Here is a 22,113-nt window from a genome sequence, read left to right as displayed (position 1 = left end):
TTTCTTTACAACTTTGGTGCGCAAGGCGGGAATCGAACCCGCACGACTTTTGGTCAAGGGATTTTAAGTCCCTCGCGTCTACCAATTCCGCCACTCGCGCTTATTTATATGCAATCCAGACGCCTACGCGCCAGACTGCTTATATTATACTATATTCGCTAAGTAAATTGTACAATTTCGCAAAATAAAAAATAGCCCAATACTCAGGACTATTTATCAAAAATTGGAGGCACGTACGAGAGTCGAACTCGTCTAAAAGGTTTTGCAGACCTCTGCGTAACCGCTCCGCCAACGCGCCACCACTTTTATTATATCAGATTTTACAAAACATATCACGAACAGATCGTCTAATAGTTGCAATATGTTTGGTGCGAGCGAGAAGACTTGAACTTCCACGAGCGCAATGCTCACTAGCCCCTCAAGCTAGCGCGTCTACCAATTCCGCCACGCCCGCATAACCACTTACCATTATACCTGATTACGGGGTTTTGTAAACGGACTTTTTCTCTGTCGCCCAATATTGAACATCAACATAGCGATCGACGGGATTGACAACTTCGGTGCTTGCGTCGAGAGCTTTAACGTTCCGAATATGAATATAGTCAAACTTCGGCTGATACAAGGCAATTGCCGGGGCGTCCGCTTGCCAAGTGGCAGTGAACTTCGCATAACGATCAGCGCGTTGCTTCGCTGAGATTTTAGATCGACCACTCTCCAAAGCATCGTCCGCTATCGCGTTATTGTAATTGGAGAAATTCAAACCACTGTTGGTCGCCTGTGAAGAATGCCAATAGGCGTAAACATCAGGGTCGCCGCCCAAGGAGAGCTCATAAACCAACACATCAAAATTGCGCGGCTGCAAAACTGTCTGAAGAATATTTTGAGTGGCGTCGTTCGGATCGACAACTTTAATATCCGATTCTATGTTAAGTTCGTCATACCAAACTTGAGCCAAGTACCTGGCGACCTTTTCGTAATTGCTATTCTTTAAAACAACCACATTGAGTTTTAACTTATCATTTCCCTTCTGACGAACATTATTCGCACTCTTCCAGCCCTCAGCGTCAAGTAGAGATTTCGCTTTCTTGACGTCATAACTAGACGAATTCGAATTCTTTCCTAGGAATTTGTTAAGCGTTGGGCCAGATAATTCCTCTGTAGACAATGACAGAGATTGGCGCAATTTGGACGTGTCGACACTGAGTGACAAAGCTTGACGAACAGCTTTTGATCGCAAGAACTGACTGTTGTTATTAAACAGCGCGTAAACTCCGTTATTCAAAGAATGCGCTTCTGCGGCATACATAGATTTTACCTCGGCGGATTGATCGTTATAAATCAACTCTGGAGTTCCTGTAATTTCTCGCGTACGCAAACTTTTCGCAATATCATCCTGCGTCGGATACGCGTACAACTGGAATCGCTCTAACTTAGGCGTGCCGCCATAATAATTGCTATTCGACTGCAAATATAGCACTTTTTTACTACCATCGCTCGTTACATTCTGCAGCAATCTAAAGGCGAATGGACCGCTGGATATAGGCGACTTATTAAAATAATGTTCACGTAAATTCGACGGTTTAACGTCTTTTAATATATGCTTAGGGATAATCGGAAATGTCAAAGCGTGGACAAACGGCGAATATGACGACGGCAAGATAAACTTCACCGAATCGTCAGACACTTTCTCGAATTTTATAGACTTCCAGCCAGATATCTCAGCTCCAACTTCTGGATTCGCCAATAGTTTCAATGTAAAGATTACGTCGTCCGCCGTTAAATCTTGCCCGTCTGACCACTTCAAGCCCTTCTTCAACTTAACCGTATATTCAGTTTCTTTATCATTCACGCTGATACTATCCGCCATGTCAGCCTTTATATTGCCCGTTGAGTCATATCGATACAAACTTGAAAATAGCAATTTCGCGGCGGATTTTTCAGCATTGGTTTTTGCGAAAATCGGATTTAAGTTTTCCAAAGGACCCAACACGCCCTCAGAATATGATCCGCCAGAAGTGTACGCCATTGTCGTGAAAGAATTGCGAGAAATATGCCACTGCACCGCACTGGCGCCAATCATTACCAATACTAGAATAATCCAAACAGAAACCCGACGTCGCACATTAGACAAACGGTCTAACCTGGACGTCACGAATTTATGCGCATGGCGCAAGCTTCCCTTTTCAATCTTACGCAGACGCTTATTGACATCTTTACTGGAAACTTTTAGCCGCGCAAAACGATTCCATGACGAATTATCCGAGCTCAAATCTATTCTCCTATTTTTGCAATCCCGGCAAAATCATACTTGCCAAAATCGATAGCACAAAAATCACCGCAAAAACAATAGTTACATCGAACAAGTTTTTATCAAATCCGCGACGAGTAGTGAATAATTCTCCAGACGAGCCGAATCCTGCACCCAAACTTGCGCCTCGTTGTTGCAACAAAATTGCAATAATCATCAGTACGGCAGATCCAAGCGTCACGTACGGTAAAATTGTATCAATTGACATATTACTCCTTTTCTTCCCGCTGCAAAACCAGCGCGCTACTTATAATATAGTTTACCAAACTCAATATAATCCCGGCAATAATTGAATGCGCAAAAGTCATAGAAATTCCTGGCGCCAAAGCTAATGAAATGTAAACCATAAAGCCATTTACAATTAAGGTAAACAGTCCTAATGTCAATAGGATTGCTGGCAGAGCTAGAATTGTAACAATTGGCTTCAATACGCTATTCACTACCGAAAATATCAGCCCCGCTATCATAAACGTCCACGCAGAAGTTGCGCCCGGAGTTTCATTTCCAAGCAGCCGCACTGCAACCCAAATACCTACCGAGTTAAGAATTAGCCGAATCAAAAACGTTGCAAATTGTCTTTTCATTAGTCTTATTATATATAATTTATGCTTTATTGTCGATTGGTCGCCCAAACTTAAGACAGGCGTTTAATCAAATTCGCCTTTTTCGAGCCAACTTCCGCCTGCAATTCCGCATAATCCGCCTCGATAATTTTTTTCACACTGCCAAACTTCCTCAGCAATTTCGCGCGTGTCTTCGGGCCGATCCCTGGAATTTCTTCCAGTTGGTTTTTCGTCTGATTTTGACGCTTCAGCGCTGTATGATAACTCACAGCAAATCGGTGTGACTCGTCACGAATCCGCTGGAAAAGCTTGACGATATCTGTCGTCGCAATAGAACTTTTTGTAAAATTGTCCCGGCTGGAACCGTCATCAATAGCAGAGCCTCGTAAGTTCTTTGAGTGCGAGCCGGCGTTGCGCTGAGCAGGATGCAAATTTACCACATACACATCATTGTCTTCGTGAACAGTGACATCCTGATGAATAGATTTTTGCAGTTCCTCGATATATGACATGTCAATTTGTGAGCCAGTTTTATGAATAATAATTTCTTCCTCGCGTTTGGCAATGCTAATAATCGGCAATTTTATTCCGCGCTCATCCCTTGCCTTAATCGCCGCCGAAAGTTGACCCTTTCCGCCGTCAATCAACAACAAATCTGGACGACCCCAGCTTTTGATATTTCGCTCGCCAAGTCGCCTAAAAATCACCTCGTACATATTTCCAGTGTCGTCGTTTTTTTCACCCACCTTAAATTTGCGATATTCCGCACGATCGCTCGCACCATTCGTAAAAACTACCATACTCGCTACAACTTGACGTCCGCTCATATGCGAAATATCATAACCCTCAATTCGCACTGGAATATTTTTCAAGCCAAGTAGTTTCGCTAAATCAGCCAGAGCCTTGTCTTTTGAAATATCCAAAAATTCCTTATCGCCAAACATAACGCGTCGCTGAAGCTCTTGCATGGCGCGCAACTTATTCCTCAGACTTGCCGCCCGCTCAAAATCATGAAGCCCCGCAGCCGTTTTCATATCACGCTCCAACTCTACAGCAATAGCCTTGCGATTTCCCTTAATGTAACTTATCAATTTACGCAAACCAGCTTTATACGCGTCCGAGCCATCACTTATTTTCGGACTTAAGCCCAAATCTTCATCTAACTTTGATTGTCCAGGGCGTCTTTGGTGAGTGAGGTATGGAAAAATTCGCCTCAAATAGCGCAATGCCTTTTTTAACGCAAAACCATTGTAAAATGGACCAAAATAATCCGCACCATCATCGGCAGGATTCCGCGTAAAACTAACCGTCGGCCAATCGCTTTTCATATCAATCCGAACATACATCTGAGACTTATCATCGCGCAACAGAACATTGTATCGCGGCATATAACGCTTGATCATCTCGCTTTCCAAAAACAACGCATCAACCTCACTCTCAGTTTCAATCCAATCAGTATCAAAAATCTCCGCCACCAGCGCCATAGTTTTATTATCTCGCCCGCGCGAATCTTGAAAATACTGACGTACGCGATTTTTAAGAACCGCCGCCTTGCCAACATAAATTACCTCGCCGCTCGCCGACTTATGAAAATAAACGCCGGGCGTTCGCGGCAAAGTTTTTAGCTTGGCTTGCAATGCTTGATTCATTAAATATATTACAATCTAAATACGCCAATTATGCAAGTATTCTCCTAGTGATTGACTAATCTTCCAACCACTTTTTGAGAACTATCGCTTGATTATGTTCCGTATCTTTGGCGCCATATAACAGTGTAACTGCAGATTGTTTGTTCCAATTATTCTTCGCCTCGGCTGCCACAGGATTATTATCCAGCTCCTTCGTATAACGGCGAGAAAATTCCAGGAATTTTTCTGGATCATGATTAAACCATTTACGTAATTCGTCGGTCGGGGCAATTTCTTTATTCCACTCGTCCAATGCAGCTCGCTCTTTACTAATCCCGCGCGGCCACAATCGATCAACCAGCACACGATAACTATCGCCTGACGCGGTCGACTCATAAATCCGTTCAATTTTATACTTTGTCATAATTTCATATAACTACAAAGCACTAATCAGGTCAATAAAAATAGCAGATTAGCTATTCCTCAAAATCTAGGCGATGATATCACGTAAATATTCCTCCTATTTAACTGAATATCTTAATATGGTTTTTTGTTTTTCTTCCGATGTTCTGTTTTTATTGCTTAAGTATATTTCTTTATGAAAATTACCTATTCTTGTAAGATCACGTTTTCTCGCAAATTCATTCATCCGTTCAAATGATTTTGGCTCCTCATCATAACTTCCAACATGTAAAATCTGAATAGATTTACCCTCTTCTATTTCTCTAAAACTCATCTCATCATACAATGCATTAGGCTTTTTCTTTTTTATATTCTCAAGTGCCTTTGTGAATATTTCTTGTGTAATAAAATCAGGTTGTTTAATCATCAATGTGTATTCTAGTTTATTTTTATCAAGCTCTTCTCCATTTACTTTTTTCCAAAAGCCTTCTAATGGATATACCGTAAAATCTGTAATCTCGTTATCAGTTTTATTTTTCATTGCATTTTTAAACAACATTTTAATGGCATAGGCAAGAGAATATAATGCGGATATTCTATCTGAAAAATCTACTTCATTCGGATTTCCTTTACCTTTTACCAAAATAAATTTTTGCTTTGGCACTTCTACAATGATAGGTGTTTGCTTTACACCATAAAGATTCTTTTCTTGTTTTCTCCACTCATATTTCATTATCCGGTCCTCCCTTTACATTTGGTTAATTTTATTATACAAGAGAATACTTGACACTATTTGTCATATTATATATTTTTCTGCCATTTTATTTATCATTTTTTTAATTTGCATTCTAACTTCTTCAGGTTCCAATACTTCTGCTTCATCTCCAAATGAAAAAATATAATTGTATAGATTATACATAAAAGCAGAGTCGCCTACCGATGCTCATTAGCATACAAAGCGTAATATTCTTCAGGAAGATAATTCATGTTAAACCACCGAGCTTCCATTATTTCAAAGTTGCACTTTATGTCAAAATTAGACGCGTGCGCCGCAAAAACTCGAACTGAAAATTTGGCATATGATTCATGAGAATTAGCTTTTCCGAGATATCGCAGATTATGTATCTTTAATCCAATTTCTTCCAAGACTTCTCTAGCGGCAGCCTGCTCATAACTCTCATTACGATTCGCTCCTCCTCCCGGTAGAGCCCACTTTTGGCGGCTAAAACGATTTTTGACCAGCAAAATATCACCATCATCACGATAAACAATCACCCGCACGCGATCTTTTTTAGAACCAATCCTAAACACCAGCGACATTACGTAGGCAACCCCACGAAAAATTGCCCGCACGAATGAGCTGAATATCTCGCCGACTATTGATCTGCATGCCATAAAAATCACTAATTTAGTAGGTTTTCTCTTTTGATAGTAGCCTATTCTGTAGTTACACCGTCAAAATCTTCTTCGTTAGCTTCCGCTTCTTCACGCGTTGCCCGAACGATTCCATCTTTATGATGTGCTGGACTATAAATAGTATAGAGTTTAAGCGGCTCTTCGCCGGTATTTATCACATTATGCTCAGCGCCCGCCGGCACAATAATCGCACTACCGTCAGAAACAGCATATTCATTGTCATCAATCAAAACCTTACCTTCGCCAGACTCAAATCTGAAAAACTGATCATTTTCCTCGTGAATTTCCGAACCAATTTCCCCGCCAACGGGCAGGCTCATCAACACCAATTGACAATGTTTGGCAGTATATAGAACTTGACGAAAATTATTATTTGCCAACGTAAGCTCTTCGATATTTCCACTAAAACCCTTCATAAATCCCCCTTCTATTTTTTTATTTCGCAGCTTTTTCCAGAGCGTCAATCAACGTCTGCTTTGGCTTCATGCCAATCATTTCAGCAACTTCCTCGCCGCCAACAAAAATCTTCATGTTTGGAATTCCCTGCACGCGATATTCCATAGCCAATTGCGCATTTTCCTGACTCGCTTCAGTGTCAACCTTAACAATATCAAACTCTGTTTCTTCAGCAATTTGATGCAAGAGCGGAGCCATTGCGCGACATGGCGGACACCACGGCGCCCAAAAATCAACTAGTACAGGACCGTCGCTTTTTAGCACCTTATCTTCAAATTCTTGCTTCGTTGTAATTTCATATAAAGCCATTATTTCCTCCTTTTCTGGCATTTTTTACAAACTCCCGTCACAACCAACGGGCCATCAATATAACAATCGCTAATTTCATGCGCAATCTGTTTTCTCATCTCATCGGCAATTTTAACATCCATCAAGCCATCGCAGCCGCTACACACAAAATGATCATGATCGTCCTTACGAATATCATATCGCAAGCAACCCTTTTTGGTCGATGGCGCCAAACCAATCATCCCGTCGCCACACAGGCGTTGAGTTATTCGATGTACCGTCGTGTCGCTGACTTCAGGATGAACGTTCCGCAATTCCTGAGCAATTTCCGCATTCGTCGCGTGATGCTTGCTCTTTAAAATCGCCATCACATCATTCGTGTATTTTGTCGATCGCCTAACAATTTGCGTCATGTTCCTATTGTAAAGTATTTACAATAAATAAACAAGGCCTTTGCTCCACAAATTGACTTATCTCTACATATTCCATATAATAGTCAAAGTCTATGAACTCCCGACGGCGAGTTCCTCTAATATACATTTTGAATAATTAAGAACACTCAGTTTTCTGCGCAGTTTATAAATATTAATTTATTATCGAAAGGAATTGATTTGAAAAACAAACCAAACAGCAAAGAAATATTTCGTCTATTTTGGAAGACGTCAGAGTCATACAAACACCGTCGAAACTTGGCAATATTTTTTGCAATGCTGACTCTCGTGGTTACCATTTTTGTCGGGCCGCTCATAATTGCTCAGCTTCTTGGTATTATCCAACACAATCAACTGCACGACGCAAAAAATCTATGGACACTAATTGCTTTATACAGCGTCAGTGGATTATGGTCGAGCGTCATCGGCTGGCGATTAGTTTTATATCTCGCCTGGACATTCGAAACCGCCATGCAACGAGATTTATACGCTCGATGCTTCAGCAAACTGACCAACCAAACATTATTCTTTCATTCAAATAAATTCGGCGGGTCACTCGTTAGCCAAACAAATAAATTAGTCGGCGCGGTAGAAAGCTTTTGGGACACGATAATTTGGTCAATTTTGCCACTGGTTGTTTCACTGGTCGGTTCAATAATTGTCCTATCAACCCTTCTCTGGCAATACGCGTTATTCTTACTAATCTTCTCAATTGTTTTCAGCATCGTCGTTTATTATGGATCCAAGCCAATGGCGAAATTGACAAAAAAAGAAGCCAAATCCAGCAATAAATTGAACGGACAATTAGCCGACGTAATCTCAAACGTTCTAGCGGTCAAGTCATCTGGCGCCGAAGCTACGGAGCAGAAATTTTTCACAAAAACCGTCGGTTCTTGGCGAAACTCGAGCCTCGACGTAATGCGTGGATTTTTGAAAGTCAGCACCGTGTATTCGTCAATCAACATGGTTATTAAAATTGGAGCAATCGCCTTCGCAGTGTACGCAGCTCAGAATAATCTGGTGTCAGTGGCGTCTGTTTATCTTATTATCACCTACACTGGAAGTGTCGCACATGAATTGTGGAACATGAACGGAATTATGCGCAATTACAACCGAATTATCGGTAACGCAAATGACATGGTAGAAATCTTACAAACGCCAACGACATTGATTGATAAAAGCGATTTGAAGCTAAAAGTTACAAACGGCGAAATTTCTATGGATAAAATAACTTTCACGCACGACGAGGGTCAAGGCGACACTCTATTCCACGACTTCTCTCTGGATATTAAACCGGGCGAAAAAATAGGTTTGGTCGGAGCGAGCGGTTCTGGAAAAACGACACTCACTAAGTTGCTATTACGCTTCGCCGACATTGACTCGGGAAAAATTACCATCGACGGACAAGATATTTCCGAAGTCACCCAAGCAAGTTTGCGTGCAAAAATCGCTTACGTACCGCAAGAGCCATTACTATTCCACCGCTCTGTGCGCGAAAACATCGCTTACGGTCGACCTGATGCAACGGACGCAGAAATTGAAGAAGCCGCCAAAAAAGCTGGTGCTTACGATTTTATCATTGGACTTAAAGACGGTTTTGACACAATGGTTGGCGAGCGCGGAACCAAATTATCTGGCGGACAGCGACAACGAGTTGCAATTGCTAGGGCAATCCTGAAAGATGCGCCAATTCTAGTCCTCGACGAGGCGACTTCAGCGCTAGATTCTGAGTCAGAAGCGTTGATCCAAAAATCCTTGGAAACGTTGATGGAGAATCGAACCTCAATTGTCATTGCCCATCGCTTATCTACAATTGCTAAGTTGGATCGTATAATTGTTTTGAAAAATGGGAAAATTGTCGAGGACGGGTCGCACGACGACCTCATCAATAAAAAACGCGGTGTTTATGCCAAATTATGGGCAAGGCAATCTGGCGGATTTATTGAAGAATAGCTCAATCTGCATACGCTAATTATGTTATAATTAAGATATGGAATCTTTTATTCACTTGATAACTAGCTTCGGCGTATTGGCAATTTTATTAGTGATTTTCGCAGAATCCGGTCTACTAATCGGCTTCGTCTTACCTGGCGACAGTCTACTTTTCACCGCTGGATATATGGTTCAGCAAAACATTCTACACATCGACATTCACATTTTTGCGCTTTTGGTTTTTGCAGCGGCAGTGCTGGGCGACAGTGTTGGCTATAGTTTCGGCCATAAAGTTGGACGCAAGTTGTTTGAAAAAGAAAATTCCCGATTCTTCAAGAAAAAATATTTAGAGCAAACAGAAAAGTTTTATGACAAACACGGCTCAGCGACAATCGTCCTGGCTCGATTTGTGCCAATTGTAAGAACCTTCGCCCCAATCGTTGCCGGCGCCAGTAAAATGCACTATAAAACGTTCTTAACTTTCAATCTTATCGGTGGATTTCTTTGGTCGTCAGCATTCGTTTATCTAGGCTTTTACGCTGGCGAGTTTTTGACCAAAGCAGGCGTAAATATTGAAGTTGCAGCAATCCTCATTATTTTCCTGTCTGTTTCACCAATGGTTATTCATGCTTTGAAACAACCAAATACTCGCGCTTTATTAAGAAAACAATTGTCGGTTCTCCTCTCGAAAACCAAGCGTAAAAAATAATCTTAAAGCATCTTTTTCAGATATTTGCCAGTGAACGAATTTGGCACCTTGGCGATATCTTCAGGCGTACCGCAAGCCACAACGGTACCGCCGCCAATTCCACCCTCTGGACCCATATCAATTATCCAGTCGGCTGACTTTATGACGTCCAAATTATGCTCAATGATAATCATACTATTACCGCCCTCAACCAATTGCTGTAAAATCCCCAACAGTCGCTTTACGTCAGCAGAATGAAGCCCAGTGGTCGGCTCGTCCAGAATGTACATAGTTTTTCCAGTGGAACGCTTGGAGAGTTCCGTTGCCAATTTAATTCGCTGCGCCTCACCGCCTGAAAAAGTAGTTGCTGGCTGACCAAGTTTAATATAGCCAAGCCCAACCTCAACCAACGTCTGGAGTTTACGTGCAATATTCGGCACGCTGTCAAAAAATTCCGCCGCTTGATCAATTGTCATATCCAGAACATCAGCAATCGTCTTATCTTTATACTTAATTTCCAGCACCTCGCGATTATAACGCTTGCCGTGACATTCGTCACATTGAACGTAAACGTCCGGCAAAAAGTGCATTTCAATTTTTATCACACCATCACCCTGACAATTTTCGCAGCGACCGCCCTTGACATTAAAGCTAAAGCGCCCAGATTTATAGCCCCGAACGTTAGCCTCGGGCGTGCTGGCAAAAAGTTCGCGAATCGGCGTAAAAATTCCAGTATATGTTGCTGGATTAGAGCGCGGTGTTCGACCAATTGGCGACTGATCTATGACAATCGTCTTATCAAGCAAATTCACACCTTCTATGGCGTCGTGCAATCCTGGCGCTGTCGTTGCGCGATTAAGTTCCGCCGCTAATTCCCGCGCCACAATGTCATTCACGAGCGTCGACTTTCCGCTACCAGAAACGCCAGACACTACAGTCATCAACCCCAAAGGAAATTCCACATCAATGTTCTTAAGATTATTTTCGCGAGCGCCACGAACAATCAACTTTCTATCTTTCATAACTTTACGACGCTTTTTCGGAACGGCAATTTTTTCCGCCCCAGATAAATAGCGACCCGTTATACTATTCTCATTTTTCGCAACAATTTCAGGCGTCCCCATTGCCACCACTTGACCACCATTCACACCAGCTCCCGGTCCCATATCAACCAGAAAATCACTCTGACGAATCGTGTCCTCGTCGTGTTCAACCACCAGCACAGAATTTCCTAAATCACGAAGGCGCTTCAACATATCAATCAACTTGTCGTTGTCACGTTGATGAAGTCCAATTGACGGCTCGTCCAGTACATAAAGCACACCCTGAAGTCCAGCGCCAATTTGCGTCGCCAAGCGAATTCGCTGCGCCTCGCCACCACTAAGCGTGTTAGCTGCTCGACTTAGTTCCAAGTAGTTCAGCCCAACATTACTCATAAACGCCAAACGAGATTTAATTTCCTTCACAATCAAGCGAGCAATCGTCATTTCTTGCTCAGTCAATTGAAGCTTATTATCAAACAAATCCAATGCATCATCGACACTCAAATCACACACGTCAACGATATTCAATTCATGAACCGTCACCGCCAAAACCACAGGTTTCAGGCGCGCACCTTTACAGGCATAACAATCCCTCTCGCGCATAAATCGCTCAATATCTCGTCGCATAAAATCGCTATCAGTTTCTTTCCAGCGTCGCTCCAGATTAGGAATAACACCTTCATAAGTCGTATCGTAATGTCGACCGCCACCCAAATCAACGCGATATTTTTGGTCGCCAGTTCCGTATAATATTTTATGTTTAGCATCATCAGAAAGCTTGCCTACGGGAACTTTCAAGCTAAATCCGTGAGCTTCAGCAACAGACGCCAATCGCTTCATATTCCAAGCGTCAGAATTCATTCGATTATACGGTCGAATCGCGCCTTCGGAAATTGTCAAATTGTTATTAAAGACCAATTCTGGATCAACCTCCAGCCTCGAACCCAAACCCGTACACACAGGACAAGCCCCCTGCGGCGCGTTAAAACTAAACAGTCGCGGCTCCAGCTCTGGAATATCGACATCAGGATGATCAACACAAGCGTATCTCTGCGAAAATGTCTTCACTTCATCATTATCTGCGTCCAAAACCTCGATAACTCCCTGGCCCAAATCCAGCGCCTGCTCAACGCTCTGACTCAATCGAGATCGCATTTCCGCCGTCAACGCCAACCTATCAACCACCAGCTCGATGTTATGCTTGTAGCTTTTTTGCAGCTCCGGAAATTCATCCAGCGCGTACACCACGCCGTCCACGCGAACCCTGGCATAACCAAGTCGCTGATATTGCTCCGGAATATGCGCAAATTCACCTTTTTTATTCTTAACAATTGGCGCCAATAGCAAAATTCGCTTATCGACAAATTGTCGCAGAATCTCGTCAATAATCACCTCGGTCGTGCGACGCGTCACTTCATTGCCACAAATCGGACAATGCGGCACACCAATTCGTGCAAACAAAAGCCTCAGATAATCATAAATTTCGGTAACCGTAGCCACGGTCGAGCGCGGATTGCGGCTGGTCGACTTCTGGTCAATTGAAATCGCTGGGCTAAGCCCTTCAATCGAATCAACATCAGGCTTATCCATCGTCCCCAAAAACTGACGCGCATAAGAATTCAAGCTCTCCATATAGCGGCGCTGACCTTCAGCATAAATCGTATCAAATGCCAGGCTGGACTTCCCAGACCCACTAAGCCCAGTAATCACCACCAGCTTATCTCGCGGAATCTCAATATCTACATTTTTCAGATTGTGCTCACGAGCACCTTTAACACGAATTACCTCTGTCATAACCGCTATATTATACAGGTTTTTGACAATTTTTTCCAGTCCAAATATCGACGCAAATCAGAGTTAAAACACATTACGCTTATGATTGCAAGTCAATATCTTATTTGCTACAGTTAGATCTATGAGAAAGCTGGGCATTTACTTAGTTATAACACTCGGAGCGATACTACTCGCGCCTTTTGTAATTGACCAGCTGTTTTTCTTCTTTTTCTTAGGAAAAATCCCATTCACGAACATCAGCCTGCCCGCAATTTTAATGGTTATTTTCTGGGCAATTATCGTACCATCAGCAATTATCCTCAGAAAATCACTTTCTGTCCTGTTTTGGGAGCTCATTAGCATTGCCGGCGAAATCGCACAACGACGAATTAACAGAAAAATCCGCTACTTTACACCAAATCAAAAAAGCGAACTTATTTTATTATCAATTTATTTACTTTCCAGTATGAAAAAGAGCGAGCCTTATGATGAGATTGAATCTCAAAAGCTCGCTCCGTCTATGACTTAATTTTTTACAACCGTTTTCTCAGCACCAACGCACCAGCCGCGACAGCCACAGCAGCTAATCCACCGACCATCCAAGTTGAAGTTCCTGTTTCAGCCAAACGCCCTGATGCTTTTCCTGGCTTTTGCCCAGGAGTGGCAGAAGTAGAGCCTGTGGATGAGGCGACAGTTCCGGCTGCACCTGAGCCGGTACTGCCAGGAGTTACGGGTGGAGGTGTCGGTAGAGTTGCCAGGCGATAATAAGACGCGCCGGTTGTCATGTTATAGAACATTGCGAACATTCTGGACGCTGATGAAGACGAATAAACGCTACCAAAACCAGCCTCATTATCACCCCGCGACGTCCAGGTTTTACCGCCGTCTACTGACATTACAATATATGGCAAATTAGAGACATCCATGACTGCTGGTCGAACGTAGACAAACAGCTTCTTACCATCATCACTAACTCCTGTCTGCGTAATATAATCACCCACCTTCTGAATCGGAACTTCAGCAGGAATGGACTCCCAGCTGGCACCACCATCTAATGAAATTTTACGACCATTAAATAGACTATTACCGTCAGTGCTAATGGACATAAGGGTTGTATCATAGACGACATGAGTTCCAGCGTCCGTCCAAGTCAATCCGTAATCATCAGACCTCTTTACTACACTAGGGGTCCCATCTATCGCAATCATCTTTCCGCCATCAAGCACGCGCTCAGGACAAATATTACCTTTTTGCGTCCAAGTTTGACCATCGTCAATAGAAACATAAAGCGGAGGGGTTTCACCGTCATCTCCACACCTAGCCAGAGTGGAGCCGTCTGGGCTCATAAATAAATGGTTATTACTGGGGTCTATATTGTTAGACTTCACCCAATTGCGCCCACCGTCAGTTGACATATAAAAAGATTTTTCTCCACGCCGACCATTCACAATCATCTTAGACCCGTCTGTGTTTACTAGCAATCTATTCGCGGAATCTGGCATCGCAAAACTATTCCAACTTACACCATTATCTGCGGAGATTAACAATTTCATATCGCCAGTATTAGCATCTTCTCGCAGTATAAAAAGCTTTGATCCGTCTGGACTAATAATCGCTTCTCTAAATTCATCATCTCCTGGTACAGTTACATCCTTCCACGTATACTTAGGCGATTCCTCCGCTCTAACCAAAGGAGATAAGACTGTCAATGCTGATAATGCAAATACAAATAATAAGGACAGTACCCCTCTGCATACTGCGCGTTTTCTGTTCTTAATTAACATCCGTTCCCCAATTTTTTTATTTTTCTATGCGAAACCATCTTTCTGATTTTAGCATAACCGAATTTCAGGCGTCAACAGAAGGCAGGACAGATTCCAGCCATAACTGCAATTCTTGCAAAATAAACTGCTGTTCGTCGGTCGCACTAGGCGCTAATCGTTGCAGAGATTTCATAAATTGCGGCAGTTGCGCCTGTAAATGCTCATTGCGCCATTCTTCCCATTGTTGCAGTTCATCTTCACTAAGCAAATTAGGAAAACTTCGCGCTTTATAATGCAACAATAGTGGCGACAATCGTTCATCCTGAAAATCCGGATGAAAATCAGCCAATTCGCGCTCGCCAGCATTACGTACGGCTTCAACGCGAACTCGATCGCTATTGTCCAAAAAACCATCGTATAATTGCGCTTCTGGATCGGTCATTTTCTTAAACTCTGGCTTATTCTCAAATATACTACGCAACCTTTCAGCAAAATCTGGATGAGAAAGTAAAATATCTTGGTGCTTTTGTACAGTTTCCGCATCCAGAGAAATCTTCTCCCAGCCATTGCCCTGAGTCAACACGCCAAGTGGCGAAACTGCCGGGCAGCGATTATATTGCAATTCCTTAACTGGCAATTTAACGAAATCCTCAGCTTGCCTTTCTTCCCATGTTGCAAATATCTTCGCCGACAATTCCTCAACGCTCAGATCAACAAACGGCGTCGGATCATAACGCAAATCATAAACAATCACGCCACCATTTCGGCTCGTGGTTAGCGGAAAAGCCACGGTCGTTTTGGCGAATTCTTTATCATAACGACCACTCGCATAAACAAAAGGTTTTTTATCATCGACATTCACCAGTTTCTGAACCAATTTCTTATCGCGCATTTTCAGCAAATAGTCGTACATTTGCGGCTGGTTCTGCTTAATCAATTTAGTCACAGCAATCAACGCGGTCACGTCCGCTAGCGCGTCATGGGCGTTCTCGTGCTCTATTCCGTTAGCTTTCGTGATGAGCTCCAGGCGATTACTCGGCTCACCTTTATCGTCAATTGGCCACTCAATTCCCTCAGGTCGAAGCGCCCTGGTCAAGCGAACCACGTCCAACAAATCCCACCTGGATCGACCGTCTTTCCAAGTCCACTCATATGGATCGTAAAAATTCCGCCAGAACAAATGACGAATAAACTCGTCGTCAAAACGGATATTATTAAATCCAACAGCAATCGTATCAGGCGTAAATATTTCCTCGCTTAACATACGCGCAAATTGAGCCTCAGTATAGCCTTCTTCGACAGTTTTTTGCGGCGTTATGCCCGTCACCATCAACGCATCAGGACTCGGCAGCGTATCATCATTCAACGTCACGAGAATATTGCACGGTTCACCAATCGACTGCAAATCCATATCGGTTCGCTGACCAGCAAATTGCATAATTCGATCTTGCCTGGGATTAAGACCGCTAGTTTCAAGATCGTAGAAGAAAAATGTTTGCGCCATATTTATATTATATCATCAAGCTCACGCTAATTTACACCAGCAGAATTTATTGCTCGACCAATGTAAACGGCATAGATTCGCCAATCTGAATCAAGCTTTCACCAATCGCCCCTTGACGCAATAATTCGTGAGTAATTCCCATTTTTCGCATAATATCTCGCAAGCGATTAACGGATTCGAATTGGTCAAAATTGGTACGACGAGCAAATTTTTCAATCTTAGCACCCGTAACAATAAACTCAATCTTCCCATCTTCATCGTCACTCTCATTAGATTCAGCGTCAGGAACACGCCTTACAGACCAAGCATCAGAAATGACCTGATCGTCCAACGAAATTGTCGGCAAATCTTCCTCTTTTTCATCAACAATCTCAGCTTCACGCTCTCGATATTTAGCAACTTCATCACGCAACATTCGTAGAAGCTCAGTCACTCCGTCGTGTGTCTGGGAAGAAATCGCTACGACCGGCGCGCCATTAGCTACTTTTTGAAGGGCAGTCGACTGCATAGCAATAATCTCATCATCTAAGCCTTCGCATTTGGTCAGCGCTATTATCTCTGGGCGCTCCGCTAATGATTCAGAATATTTTTCCAGCTCGCGACGAATTGCCTGATATTTCTCCGCCGGGTCATCACTATACACATCAATCATATGAAGCAGCACAGCCGTTCGCTCGACATGTCGCAAAAATTGATCACCCAAACCTTTACCTTCTGATGCACCTTCAATCAACCCCGGAATATCAGCAATCAAAATCGACCCATCATCAACATCAGCCACTCCCAAATTAGGCGTCAAAGTCGTAAATTCGTAATTAGCAATCTCCGGACGCGCATTAGAAACCACACTCAGGAACGTCGACTTACCAGCGTTCGGAAAGCCAACCAAACCAACGTCGGCCAATAATTTCAATTCCAACTCTGCCTCAAATTCCTCGCCAGCCTCACCAAGTTCAGCAATTTTAGGCGTTTGGCGTGTACTAGACGTAAAGTGTGCATTTCCAAATCCGCCATCTCCACCGCGAGCCACCACTGCCTGCTGCTGATCTTCGGTCAAATCCGCAATTACCATACCGTCGCGCTTCACTAGGGTACCCATCGGCACCTTAACAATTAGCGGGGCACCACTTTTTCCTCGTTTATTACGTTTTCCGCCATCACCACCTTTTTCGGCTTTAAGCTCCGGCTTATATCTAAAATTCAAAAGCGTATTAAGATCCTTCGTCGCCAAAAAAACAATATCACCACCACGACCGCCATCGCCGCCATCGGGACCGCCCTTATCGACGTATTTCTCATGGCGAAAACTAACTACTCCATTACCGCCTCTACCGGCGCGCACTAAAACTTTTGCAATATCTACAAACATATCTTTAGTATACCAAAAAACACCCCATCGGTCGACGGGGTGTTACACTGGTGTCATTTTAAATTTTAGTGAATGAAGTTATAGCGACCAGCCTCAGCAAGCGGCACGATACGAGAAGAGATAATATTATAACCCGCATAATTCATATCTGAAACATAGATATTCTGACCATCTACTCGTTCCACGATACCGACGTGTCCATAGCCATAGCCACCCCAAACATTCTGTATAATAGCACCCGGCGCTGGAACATTGTTAACCACGAGTCCAGCAGCACGAGCACTAGCACTCCAAGCCTTAGCATGACCCCAGAAACTACCAATTGGACGACCCAACTGCAAACGACGCTCGTATGCATACCATGTACAGTTACCGGCGGCATAACGATTACCGACAGAAGCAGTCAACCAGCTTCGACTCGCACTCGTAGTAGTCGACGACGAAGAATATCGATTGCCATATGACCTACTTCGCGAAGCAACATAACCAGGTCGCTCATTTTCCGGAAGCTCACCTCCAGGCAACACAATCCTAGAGCCAGTAGACAACTTAGCACCGTCATCGATATCATTATATAGAACAACACGCTCAGCGCTCGTCTTATACTTTTCTGCCAGAGATTGGGCAGTATCGCCGTCTTTAATAGTATAGACAACACCGTCAACAAGAGGCACAACTAGAGTCTTATTTGGCTCTACAGCGTCCGAAGTTGTATTATTAGCCCAACGAAGCGTCTGAGATGAAATCTTAAATTTCTTAGCAATAGACTCCATCGTATCACCCTCTTTGGTCACGTAAGATGAAATGCCACGCGCCGCCGAAGTGTCTGGCTTAACAATGTCAGGTTTTGTTATAACTTCTGTATCATTCTGAGAAAGACTCTTCTTAATTGTTAGTGAAGTTTCAGACTCGCGTAAATCACCAGCCGAAGGCAATTCCGCCGTTTCCGCCAAGTTAGTTACAGCATTAGCTGCTGCTAATTCATCTACTGAAGCTGTTTTAGACTTAGCAGACTTAGATGCCGATGAAACACCAGTAGTTTCAGATGATGCCAAAGTTTTTGATCTTTCAGCGGATACATTACTACCACTATTGCCGTAGATCAAAAATGATATAGTCAATAAAAATATTCCACCGTAGATTGCAAATGATTGCAGTTTACGTTTTTTACTCCGAAGAGATGTAAAATGGTTACGAATAATCGTTCTCCTTGCGCCAATGTTACCACTAGCACCTCTACCAAATTGTCTTTCTTCTCGCAATAGAACAGGATATGTTGTCGACCTAATTGATTATTATTATTCTACATTAGTTTTGCTATATCCGTAGCGACAATCTTGGCAGGTCATTTATCGTAATTCACCTCTGTTGATAAATTAGACAAATGATCTAACATCTATTTTACACAACATTGACAATAAAGTCAATAAATTTTATAAAATGCGTTTTTGTCAAGAAATCTGACACTTCTTTTGACAGTGAGTCTTGATATTAGACTCATGCTCTTCGTTGGTTCTCGCAAAATACGTAATATCATCGTCGCCACTCAGGAAATATAGATAATCAGAGTTTATCGGGTCGGCAGCGGCGTTCAACGCGCTCAAACTAGGCGAAGCGATTGGTCCAGGAGTTAAGCCTTTTTGAATGCGTGTATTATATGGCGATTTAAGGTTTGGCGAACGCTCTACCCCTGTTTTGTCAGCAATATATTGATATGTTACATCAGAGCCCAACGGCATATTGGCTTTCAGGCGATTGTAAAATACGCTAGCAATCTTACGCTGATCCTCGCAAGTTGCCACACCAGACCCACAGCCAATCGATTCACGCTGAATAATCGACGCTAGTGTTACCCCTTGATATAAGGTCAGCCCACGAACTTTAAATTTCTCCCCCAGATTATATTTCTTAACAATTTTCTCCAGATGATCAATTGAGCGCTGCAAAACCTGTTCTGCAGTTTCGTCTGGGGAAATATAGAATGTTTCACCGTAGATATACCCTTCAAGCCCAGCATTTTCCGGTCTACCCGCAAAAACTGGACTGTCATACTTAGCAGCAAATGCCTTTTTTATCTGATCATCTGAAAATCCTGCCTTAAGCAACACGGATTCAACCTCTCTGCCGTCAGAATTCTTTATTTTTTTATTCAAAGTCGATCCAGGATAAAATGTTATAGCAATCTCATCAGTTTTACCGCTGGTCAAATGATTAACTATCTCATCGACAGATTGCGAAGATTTTACAGAATAAACGCCAGCCTTGAATTTGCTTGCCGAATTATGAAGCCTTGTGTAAATAGAAAATGCTAAAGAGTTTTTGATAATTTTATTATCCTCTAAAGTTTTAGCTATATCACTAGATCCCATACCTTCTTTAATATTGATTCTGAAAGCTTGCTGACTATTTACGTCGACAGGAGAAAGCATCTGCTTATACCACACTGTTGCCCCGAGAGCGCCGACTCCAGCGATAGCCACAACTATTGACAACACTAATAGCCAAATACGTCGTTTACGAATTTTCATAATTCTCCTCCAAAAAATCTTGCAAAATTATGCTAGCAGCCTCCGCATCAATCTCGCCCTTATCTTTAATTTTATTCCCCAATCTCTGCTCAGCCTGCACACTTGTTAAAGATTCATCTTGAAAAACAATCTCCGTATCAAGCTCAATGTCTTCAAATTGCTTAACAAATTCTTCTACAAATTCCGTCTGCTTTGTTGGTTCACCGGATTGATTTCGTGGATATCCCACCACGATAGTATCAATATCGTGCCTCAATACTAGCTCTGTTATTTCCTGAACAATATCTTCATTATTCTCCAACCAGCCAAACGGCACGGCAATTTTCACTTGCGAATCCGCCATAGCCAAGCCAATTCGCCGCGACCCAACATCCAGCGCTAAAAAGTTTTTACTTGACATCTTTTATCTTAAACTCGACATTAATCTTATTGATATCTTTTGGAACAGATTTAACCCAGAATGGCGAGAATTTAACATCGACATCCTCAACGCCTTCGATAGATTCAATAGCAGACTGAACCTCTCCGTAACTCTTGCCTTTGGCTTGATCCTTTACGTTCGCTTCTTTAATATCTGGACCAACCTTGCCATTCGTAGTTAAGCGCACAGTCTGTGTATTATGCGCCTTAGAAAATTGCGAGAACGCAATCTTGCTTACTCCATTGTCATAAATTCTCTGTGACTTCTTACCAGAAATCTCCTCTTTAAGCTTTGCTTCCACAAAGTTTTTTAGCTCATTCTTATCAATAGCCAACGCGCTGGCGGTAATTGTCGATTTCAGAGTTACAGCTCCAGTCGCTTCGCCGTCTATCGCTACACTTGAGTTAGGATCTGATCGATTTTCAACGTAGCTTTCCGTTATAACCGTTGCCGAATCGCCAAATGATGACAACAATTGCTCTTTTAGTCCATCAATCTTCTTTTCACTCAGCTTGCTTTTTGCCGATTCTATATCGCTAGCCGTCACAACCGTTGCAGTTTTATCGGTGCCGCCACTAGTAGCAGACCGCAGCGACGCAGAAATGTCATCAACCGAAATACTCATACTACCAGTTGCCGCATTATACTGAGCCCCGCCCTCACTGGCGGTAATAGACCCAGAAGCAGATCCCGGACATTTATATCCTGGACAACTCCAACCCAACGTAGCTCCTGGAACAGTCACAGAAGAATTCAAAGTATAAGATAGTCCACTATTTTTCAAGATTGTGCCAGCTGAAATAGTCACACTACTTGACGACGAGTTGCTGAAGACAACTACTCCGGTCGCCTTTTCTCCGACATTCTTCTTGCCCGTAGCAGAAAATTCAACACTAACTTCCTTTGCTAATTCTTTCTTTACAGACTTAATGACATTAGATTTCGCGCTTGTAGTGGCTGTTTCATTCAAGCTGACGGTATCACTGACTGTCATACTAGTAGTCCTTGCTGAAATAACGACCGTGGCATGTGGCGCGAACCAAATTGCCCAAACCAAAAATACGATCAAAAGTAAAGCACCACCGCCTATCAATAAGAACTTCTTACGAAATGTATTAAAATCAGGGACTTTTGGTTTTTTAACCATCTTTTTCAGAGAGTCCAACCCCTTAGGCTCCTTCTTGTTTGCGTCAGCTATAACATTGCCTACAGCAGAGTCTTCATCGGATTTCTTTGATCTTTTCGCGGAATCCGCCATATCTCCAACCGCCAGTTTGCCGCCATCAATTACATCATTGTCGTCATCAACTTTCAGAACTGGAATCTCCGCAATTTCTGGCTTGCTCTGAAGTGTTTTTGCAATAGGGATTTTCGCCGTTGCCGCCAATCCAGCCAAAACCGAATCATTCGTGATTAACACAATTCTCTTATCCGCCGAAGTTGCCGCCCGAGCTAGTAATCGAATATTGACTGCACTCTGTAAAACGCCAATTCTTCGAGGCGGCACCAACGCAATAATTCGCTCTTTCGACGCCTTAATCTTACTAATTATCGTCGTAATGTCGTCTTCTACATCGATATAAATAACGTCTTTATTCAT

Annotated in this window: 21 protein-coding genes, 3 tRNA genes and 1 pseudogene; 3 read left to right on the top strand and 22 right to left on the bottom strand. The window is 42.8% G+C overall.

Annotation, left to right across the window (positions count from 1 at the left end):
- Positions 1–14: 14 nt before the first annotated feature.
- From LRM45_RS02815 to LRM45_RS02755, 14 genes and pseudogenes are all read right to left on the bottom strand, one after another.
- Positions 15–100: transfer RNA gene (locus tag LRM45_RS02815), tRNA-Leu, on the bottom strand.
- Between the two features lie 124 nt (positions 101–224).
- Positions 225–298: transfer RNA gene (locus LRM45_RS02810), tRNA-Cys, on the bottom strand.
- Between the two features lie 68 nt (positions 299–366).
- Positions 367–454 (bottom strand) — tRNA-Leu (locus LRM45_RS02805).
- Between the two features lie 24 nt (positions 455–478).
- Positions 479–2,269, bottom strand: coding sequence for a peptide ABC transporter substrate-binding protein (locus tag LRM45_RS02800; RefSeq protein WP_243826662.1), 1,791 nt, complete (start codon positions 2,267–2,269; stop codon positions 479–481).
- Positions 2,270–2,279: 10 nt separating this feature from the next.
- Positions 2,280–2,516, bottom strand: coding sequence for a preprotein translocase subunit SecG (gene secG, locus LRM45_RS02795; RefSeq protein ID WP_129631344.1), 237 nt, complete (start codon positions 2,514–2,516; stop codon positions 2,280–2,282).
- A gap of 1 nt (position 2,517) precedes the next feature.
- Complete coding sequence (locus tag LRM45_RS02790) at positions 2,518–2,892, bottom strand: phage holin family protein (protein WP_129637061.1); 375 nt, start codon at positions 2,890–2,892, stop codon at positions 2,518–2,520.
- A gap of 50 nt (positions 2,893–2,942) precedes the next feature.
- A complete protein-coding gene (locus tag LRM45_RS02785) occupies positions 2,943–4,520 on the bottom strand; it encodes a helix-hairpin-helix domain-containing protein (protein WP_243826661.1) in 1,578 nt (525 codons plus the stop codon).
- A 55-nt stretch (positions 4,521–4,575) separates the two neighbouring features.
- On the bottom strand, positions 4,576–4,923 hold the full coding sequence (locus LRM45_RS02780) for a DUF488 domain-containing protein (RefSeq protein WP_243826660.1): 348 nt from the start codon (positions 4,921–4,923) through the stop codon (positions 4,576–4,578).
- A 96-nt stretch (positions 4,924–5,019) separates the two neighbouring features.
- The gene (locus LRM45_RS02775; RefSeq protein WP_243826659.1) at positions 5,020–5,634 is read right to left on the bottom strand and encodes a GyrI-like domain-containing protein; all 615 of its coding nucleotides are present in this window, start codon (positions 5,632–5,634) and stop codon (positions 5,020–5,022) included.
- Positions 5,635–5,697: 63 nt separating this feature from the next.
- Positions 5,698–5,817 (bottom strand): annotated as a pseudogene (locus LRM45_RS04260) (WCX domain-containing protein); the annotation flags it as partial.
- Between the two features lie 17 nt (positions 5,818–5,834).
- Entirely contained in the window at positions 5,835–6,296 is a 462-nt protein-coding gene (locus LRM45_RS02770) for an NUDIX hydrolase (protein ID WP_243826658.1), read from the bottom strand.
- A gap of 41 nt (positions 6,297–6,337) precedes the next feature.
- Entirely contained in the window at positions 6,338–6,733 is a 396-nt protein-coding gene (locus LRM45_RS02765) for a cupin domain-containing protein (RefSeq protein WP_243826657.1), read from the bottom strand.
- Positions 6,734–6,752: 19 nt separating this feature from the next.
- Positions 6,753–7,082: a thioredoxin family protein gene (locus LRM45_RS02760; RefSeq protein ID WP_129637096.1), complete on the bottom strand. Its 330-nt coding sequence runs from the start codon at positions 7,080–7,082 to the stop codon at positions 6,753–6,755.
- Positions 7,082–7,474, bottom strand: coding sequence for a Fur family transcriptional regulator (locus LRM45_RS02755; protein ID WP_243826656.1), 393 nt, complete (start codon positions 7,472–7,474; stop codon positions 7,082–7,084). The genes LRM45_RS02760 and LRM45_RS02755 overlap by 1 nt, the downstream gene beginning before the upstream one ends.
- Positions 7,475–7,672: 198 nt before the next feature.
- Here LRM45_RS02755 and LRM45_RS02750 point away from each other — a divergent pair, with 198 nt between their 5' ends.
- Positions 7,673–9,445, top strand: coding sequence for an ABC transporter ATP-binding protein (locus tag LRM45_RS02750; RefSeq protein ID WP_320412725.1), 1,773 nt, complete (start codon positions 7,673–7,675; stop codon positions 9,443–9,445).
- 37 nt (positions 9,446–9,482) lie between these two features.
- Positions 9,483–10,133: a DedA family protein gene (locus tag LRM45_RS02745; RefSeq protein WP_146475640.1), complete on the top strand. Its 651-nt coding sequence runs from the start codon at positions 9,483–9,485 to the stop codon at positions 10,131–10,133.
- A gap of 2 nt (positions 10,134–10,135) precedes the next feature.
- On the opposite strand, the gene uvrA is transcribed toward LRM45_RS02745, so the two are convergent.
- Positions 10,136–12,949, bottom strand: coding sequence for an excinuclease ABC subunit UvrA (gene uvrA, locus LRM45_RS02740; RefSeq protein WP_243826654.1), 2,814 nt, complete (start codon positions 12,947–12,949; stop codon positions 10,136–10,138).
- Between the two features lie 121 nt (positions 12,950–13,070).
- Between uvrA and LRM45_RS02735 the strand changes: the two genes are divergently transcribed.
- Positions 13,071–13,457 (top strand): hypothetical protein, encoded by a 387-nt coding sequence (locus LRM45_RS02735; RefSeq protein ID WP_243826653.1) that lies wholly within the window; start codon positions 13,071–13,073, stop codon positions 13,455–13,457.
- A 4-nt stretch (positions 13,458–13,461) separates the two neighbouring features.
- Here LRM45_RS02735 and LRM45_RS02730 read toward each other — a convergent pair whose 3' ends face one another.
- The 7 genes from LRM45_RS02730 to LRM45_RS02700 form a co-directional block, all read right to left on the bottom strand.
- Complete coding sequence (locus LRM45_RS02730) at positions 13,462–14,712, bottom strand: sialidase family protein (RefSeq protein WP_243826652.1); 1,251 nt, start codon at positions 14,710–14,712, stop codon at positions 13,462–13,464.
- A 64-nt stretch (positions 14,713–14,776) separates the two neighbouring features.
- Positions 14,777–16,195, bottom strand: a complete 1,419-nt coding sequence (gene sbcB, locus LRM45_RS02725; RefSeq protein ID WP_243826651.1) for an exodeoxyribonuclease I — start codon at positions 16,193–16,195, stop codon at positions 14,777–14,779.
- Between the two features lie 46 nt (positions 16,196–16,241).
- A complete protein-coding gene (obgE, locus tag LRM45_RS02720; protein ID WP_243826650.1) occupies positions 16,242–17,564 on the bottom strand; it encodes a GTPase ObgE in 1,323 nt (440 codons plus the stop codon).
- Between the two features lie 65 nt (positions 17,565–17,629).
- On the bottom strand, positions 17,630–18,826 hold the full coding sequence (locus LRM45_RS02715) for a LysM peptidoglycan-binding domain-containing protein (protein ID WP_243826649.1): 1,197 nt from the start codon (positions 18,824–18,826) through the stop codon (positions 17,630–17,632).
- 189 nt (positions 18,827–19,015) lie between these two features.
- On the bottom strand, positions 19,016–20,092 hold the full coding sequence (gene mltG, locus LRM45_RS02710) for an endolytic transglycosylase MltG (RefSeq protein ID WP_243826648.1): 1,077 nt from the start codon (positions 20,090–20,092) through the stop codon (positions 19,016–19,018).
- On the bottom strand, positions 20,079–20,492 hold the full coding sequence (gene ruvX, locus LRM45_RS02705) for a Holliday junction resolvase RuvX (protein ID WP_243826647.1): 414 nt from the start codon (positions 20,490–20,492) through the stop codon (positions 20,079–20,081). Before ruvX ends, mltG begins: the two co-directional genes overlap by 14 nt.
- Positions 20,482–22,113, bottom strand: a complete 1,632-nt coding sequence (locus tag LRM45_RS02700) for a hypothetical protein (RefSeq protein WP_243826646.1) — start codon at positions 22,111–22,113, stop codon at positions 20,482–20,484. The genes ruvX and LRM45_RS02700 overlap by 11 nt, the downstream gene beginning before the upstream one ends.

The sequence above is a fragment of the Candidatus Nanosynbacter sp. TM7-057 genome (assembly GCF_022828295.1).
Classification (GTDB): Bacteria; Patescibacteriota; Saccharimonadia; order Saccharimonadales; family Saccharimonadaceae; genus Nanosynbacter.
Note: the sequence above shows the minus strand (reverse complement) of the source record. Positions and strands in the feature narration are given on the sequence as shown.

Excerpts from the sequence above, each read along its gene's own strand:
- LRM45_RS02730 (WP_243826652.1), bottom strand. The coding sequence starts at position 14,712 with ATGTTAATTAAGAACAGAAAACGCGCAGTATGCAGAGGGGTACTGTCC.
- LRM45_RS02765 (WP_243826657.1), bottom strand. The coding sequence starts at position 6,733 with ATGAAGGGTTTTAGTGGAAATATCGAAGAGCTTACGTTGGCAAATAAT.
- ruvX (WP_243826647.1), bottom strand. The coding sequence starts at position 20,492 with ATGTCAAGTAAAAACTTTTTAGCGCTGGATGTTGGGTCGCGGCGAATT.
- uvrA (WP_243826654.1), bottom strand. The coding sequence starts at position 12,949 with ATGACAGAGGTAATTCGTGTTAAAGGTGCTCGTGAGCACAATCTGAAA.
- LRM45_RS02770 (WP_243826658.1), bottom strand. The coding sequence starts at position 6,296 with ATGGCATGCAGATCAATAGTCGGCGAGATATTCAGCTCATTCGTGCGG.
- LRM45_RS02785 (WP_243826661.1), bottom strand. The coding sequence starts at position 4,520 with ATGAATCAAGCATTGCAAGCCAAGCTAAAAACTTTGCCGCGAACGCCC.
- LRM45_RS02775 (WP_243826659.1), bottom strand. The coding sequence starts at position 5,634 with ATGAAATATGAGTGGAGAAAACAAGAAAAGAATCTTTATGGTGTAAAG.
- LRM45_RS02755 (WP_243826656.1), bottom strand. The coding sequence starts at position 7,474 with ATGACGCAAATTGTTAGGCGATCGACAAAATACACGAATGATGTGATG.
- LRM45_RS02780 (WP_243826660.1), bottom strand. The coding sequence starts at position 4,923 with ATGACAAAGTATAAAATTGAACGGATTTATGAGTCGACCGCGTCAGGC.
- obgE (WP_243826650.1), bottom strand. The coding sequence starts at position 17,564 with ATGTTTGTAGATATTGCAAAAGTTTTAGTGCGCGCCGGTAGAGGCGGT.
- LRM45_RS02745 (WP_146475640.1), top strand. The coding sequence starts at position 9,483 with ATGGAATCTTTTATTCACTTGATAACTAGCTTCGGCGTATTGGCAATT.
- LRM45_RS02790 (WP_129637061.1), bottom strand. The coding sequence starts at position 2,892 with ATGAAAAGACAATTTGCAACGTTTTTGATTCGGCTAATTCTTAACTCG.
- mltG (WP_243826648.1), bottom strand. The coding sequence starts at position 20,092 with ATGAAAATTCGTAAACGACGTATTTGGCTATTAGTGTTGTCAATAGTT.
- LRM45_RS02760 (WP_129637096.1), bottom strand. The coding sequence starts at position 7,082 with ATGGCTTTATATGAAATTACAACGAAGCAAGAATTTGAAGATAAGGTG.
- LRM45_RS02735 (WP_243826653.1), top strand. The coding sequence starts at position 13,071 with ATGAGAAAGCTGGGCATTTACTTAGTTATAACACTCGGAGCGATACTA.
- secG (WP_129631344.1), bottom strand. The coding sequence starts at position 2,516 with ATGTCAATTGATACAATTTTACCGTACGTGACGCTTGGATCTGCCGTA.
- sbcB (WP_243826651.1), bottom strand. The coding sequence starts at position 16,195 with ATGGCGCAAACATTTTTCTTCTACGATCTTGAAACTAGCGGTCTTAAT.
- LRM45_RS02700 (WP_243826646.1), bottom strand. The coding sequence starts at position 22,113 with ATGAATAAAGACGTTATTTATATCGATGTAGAAGACGACATTACGACG.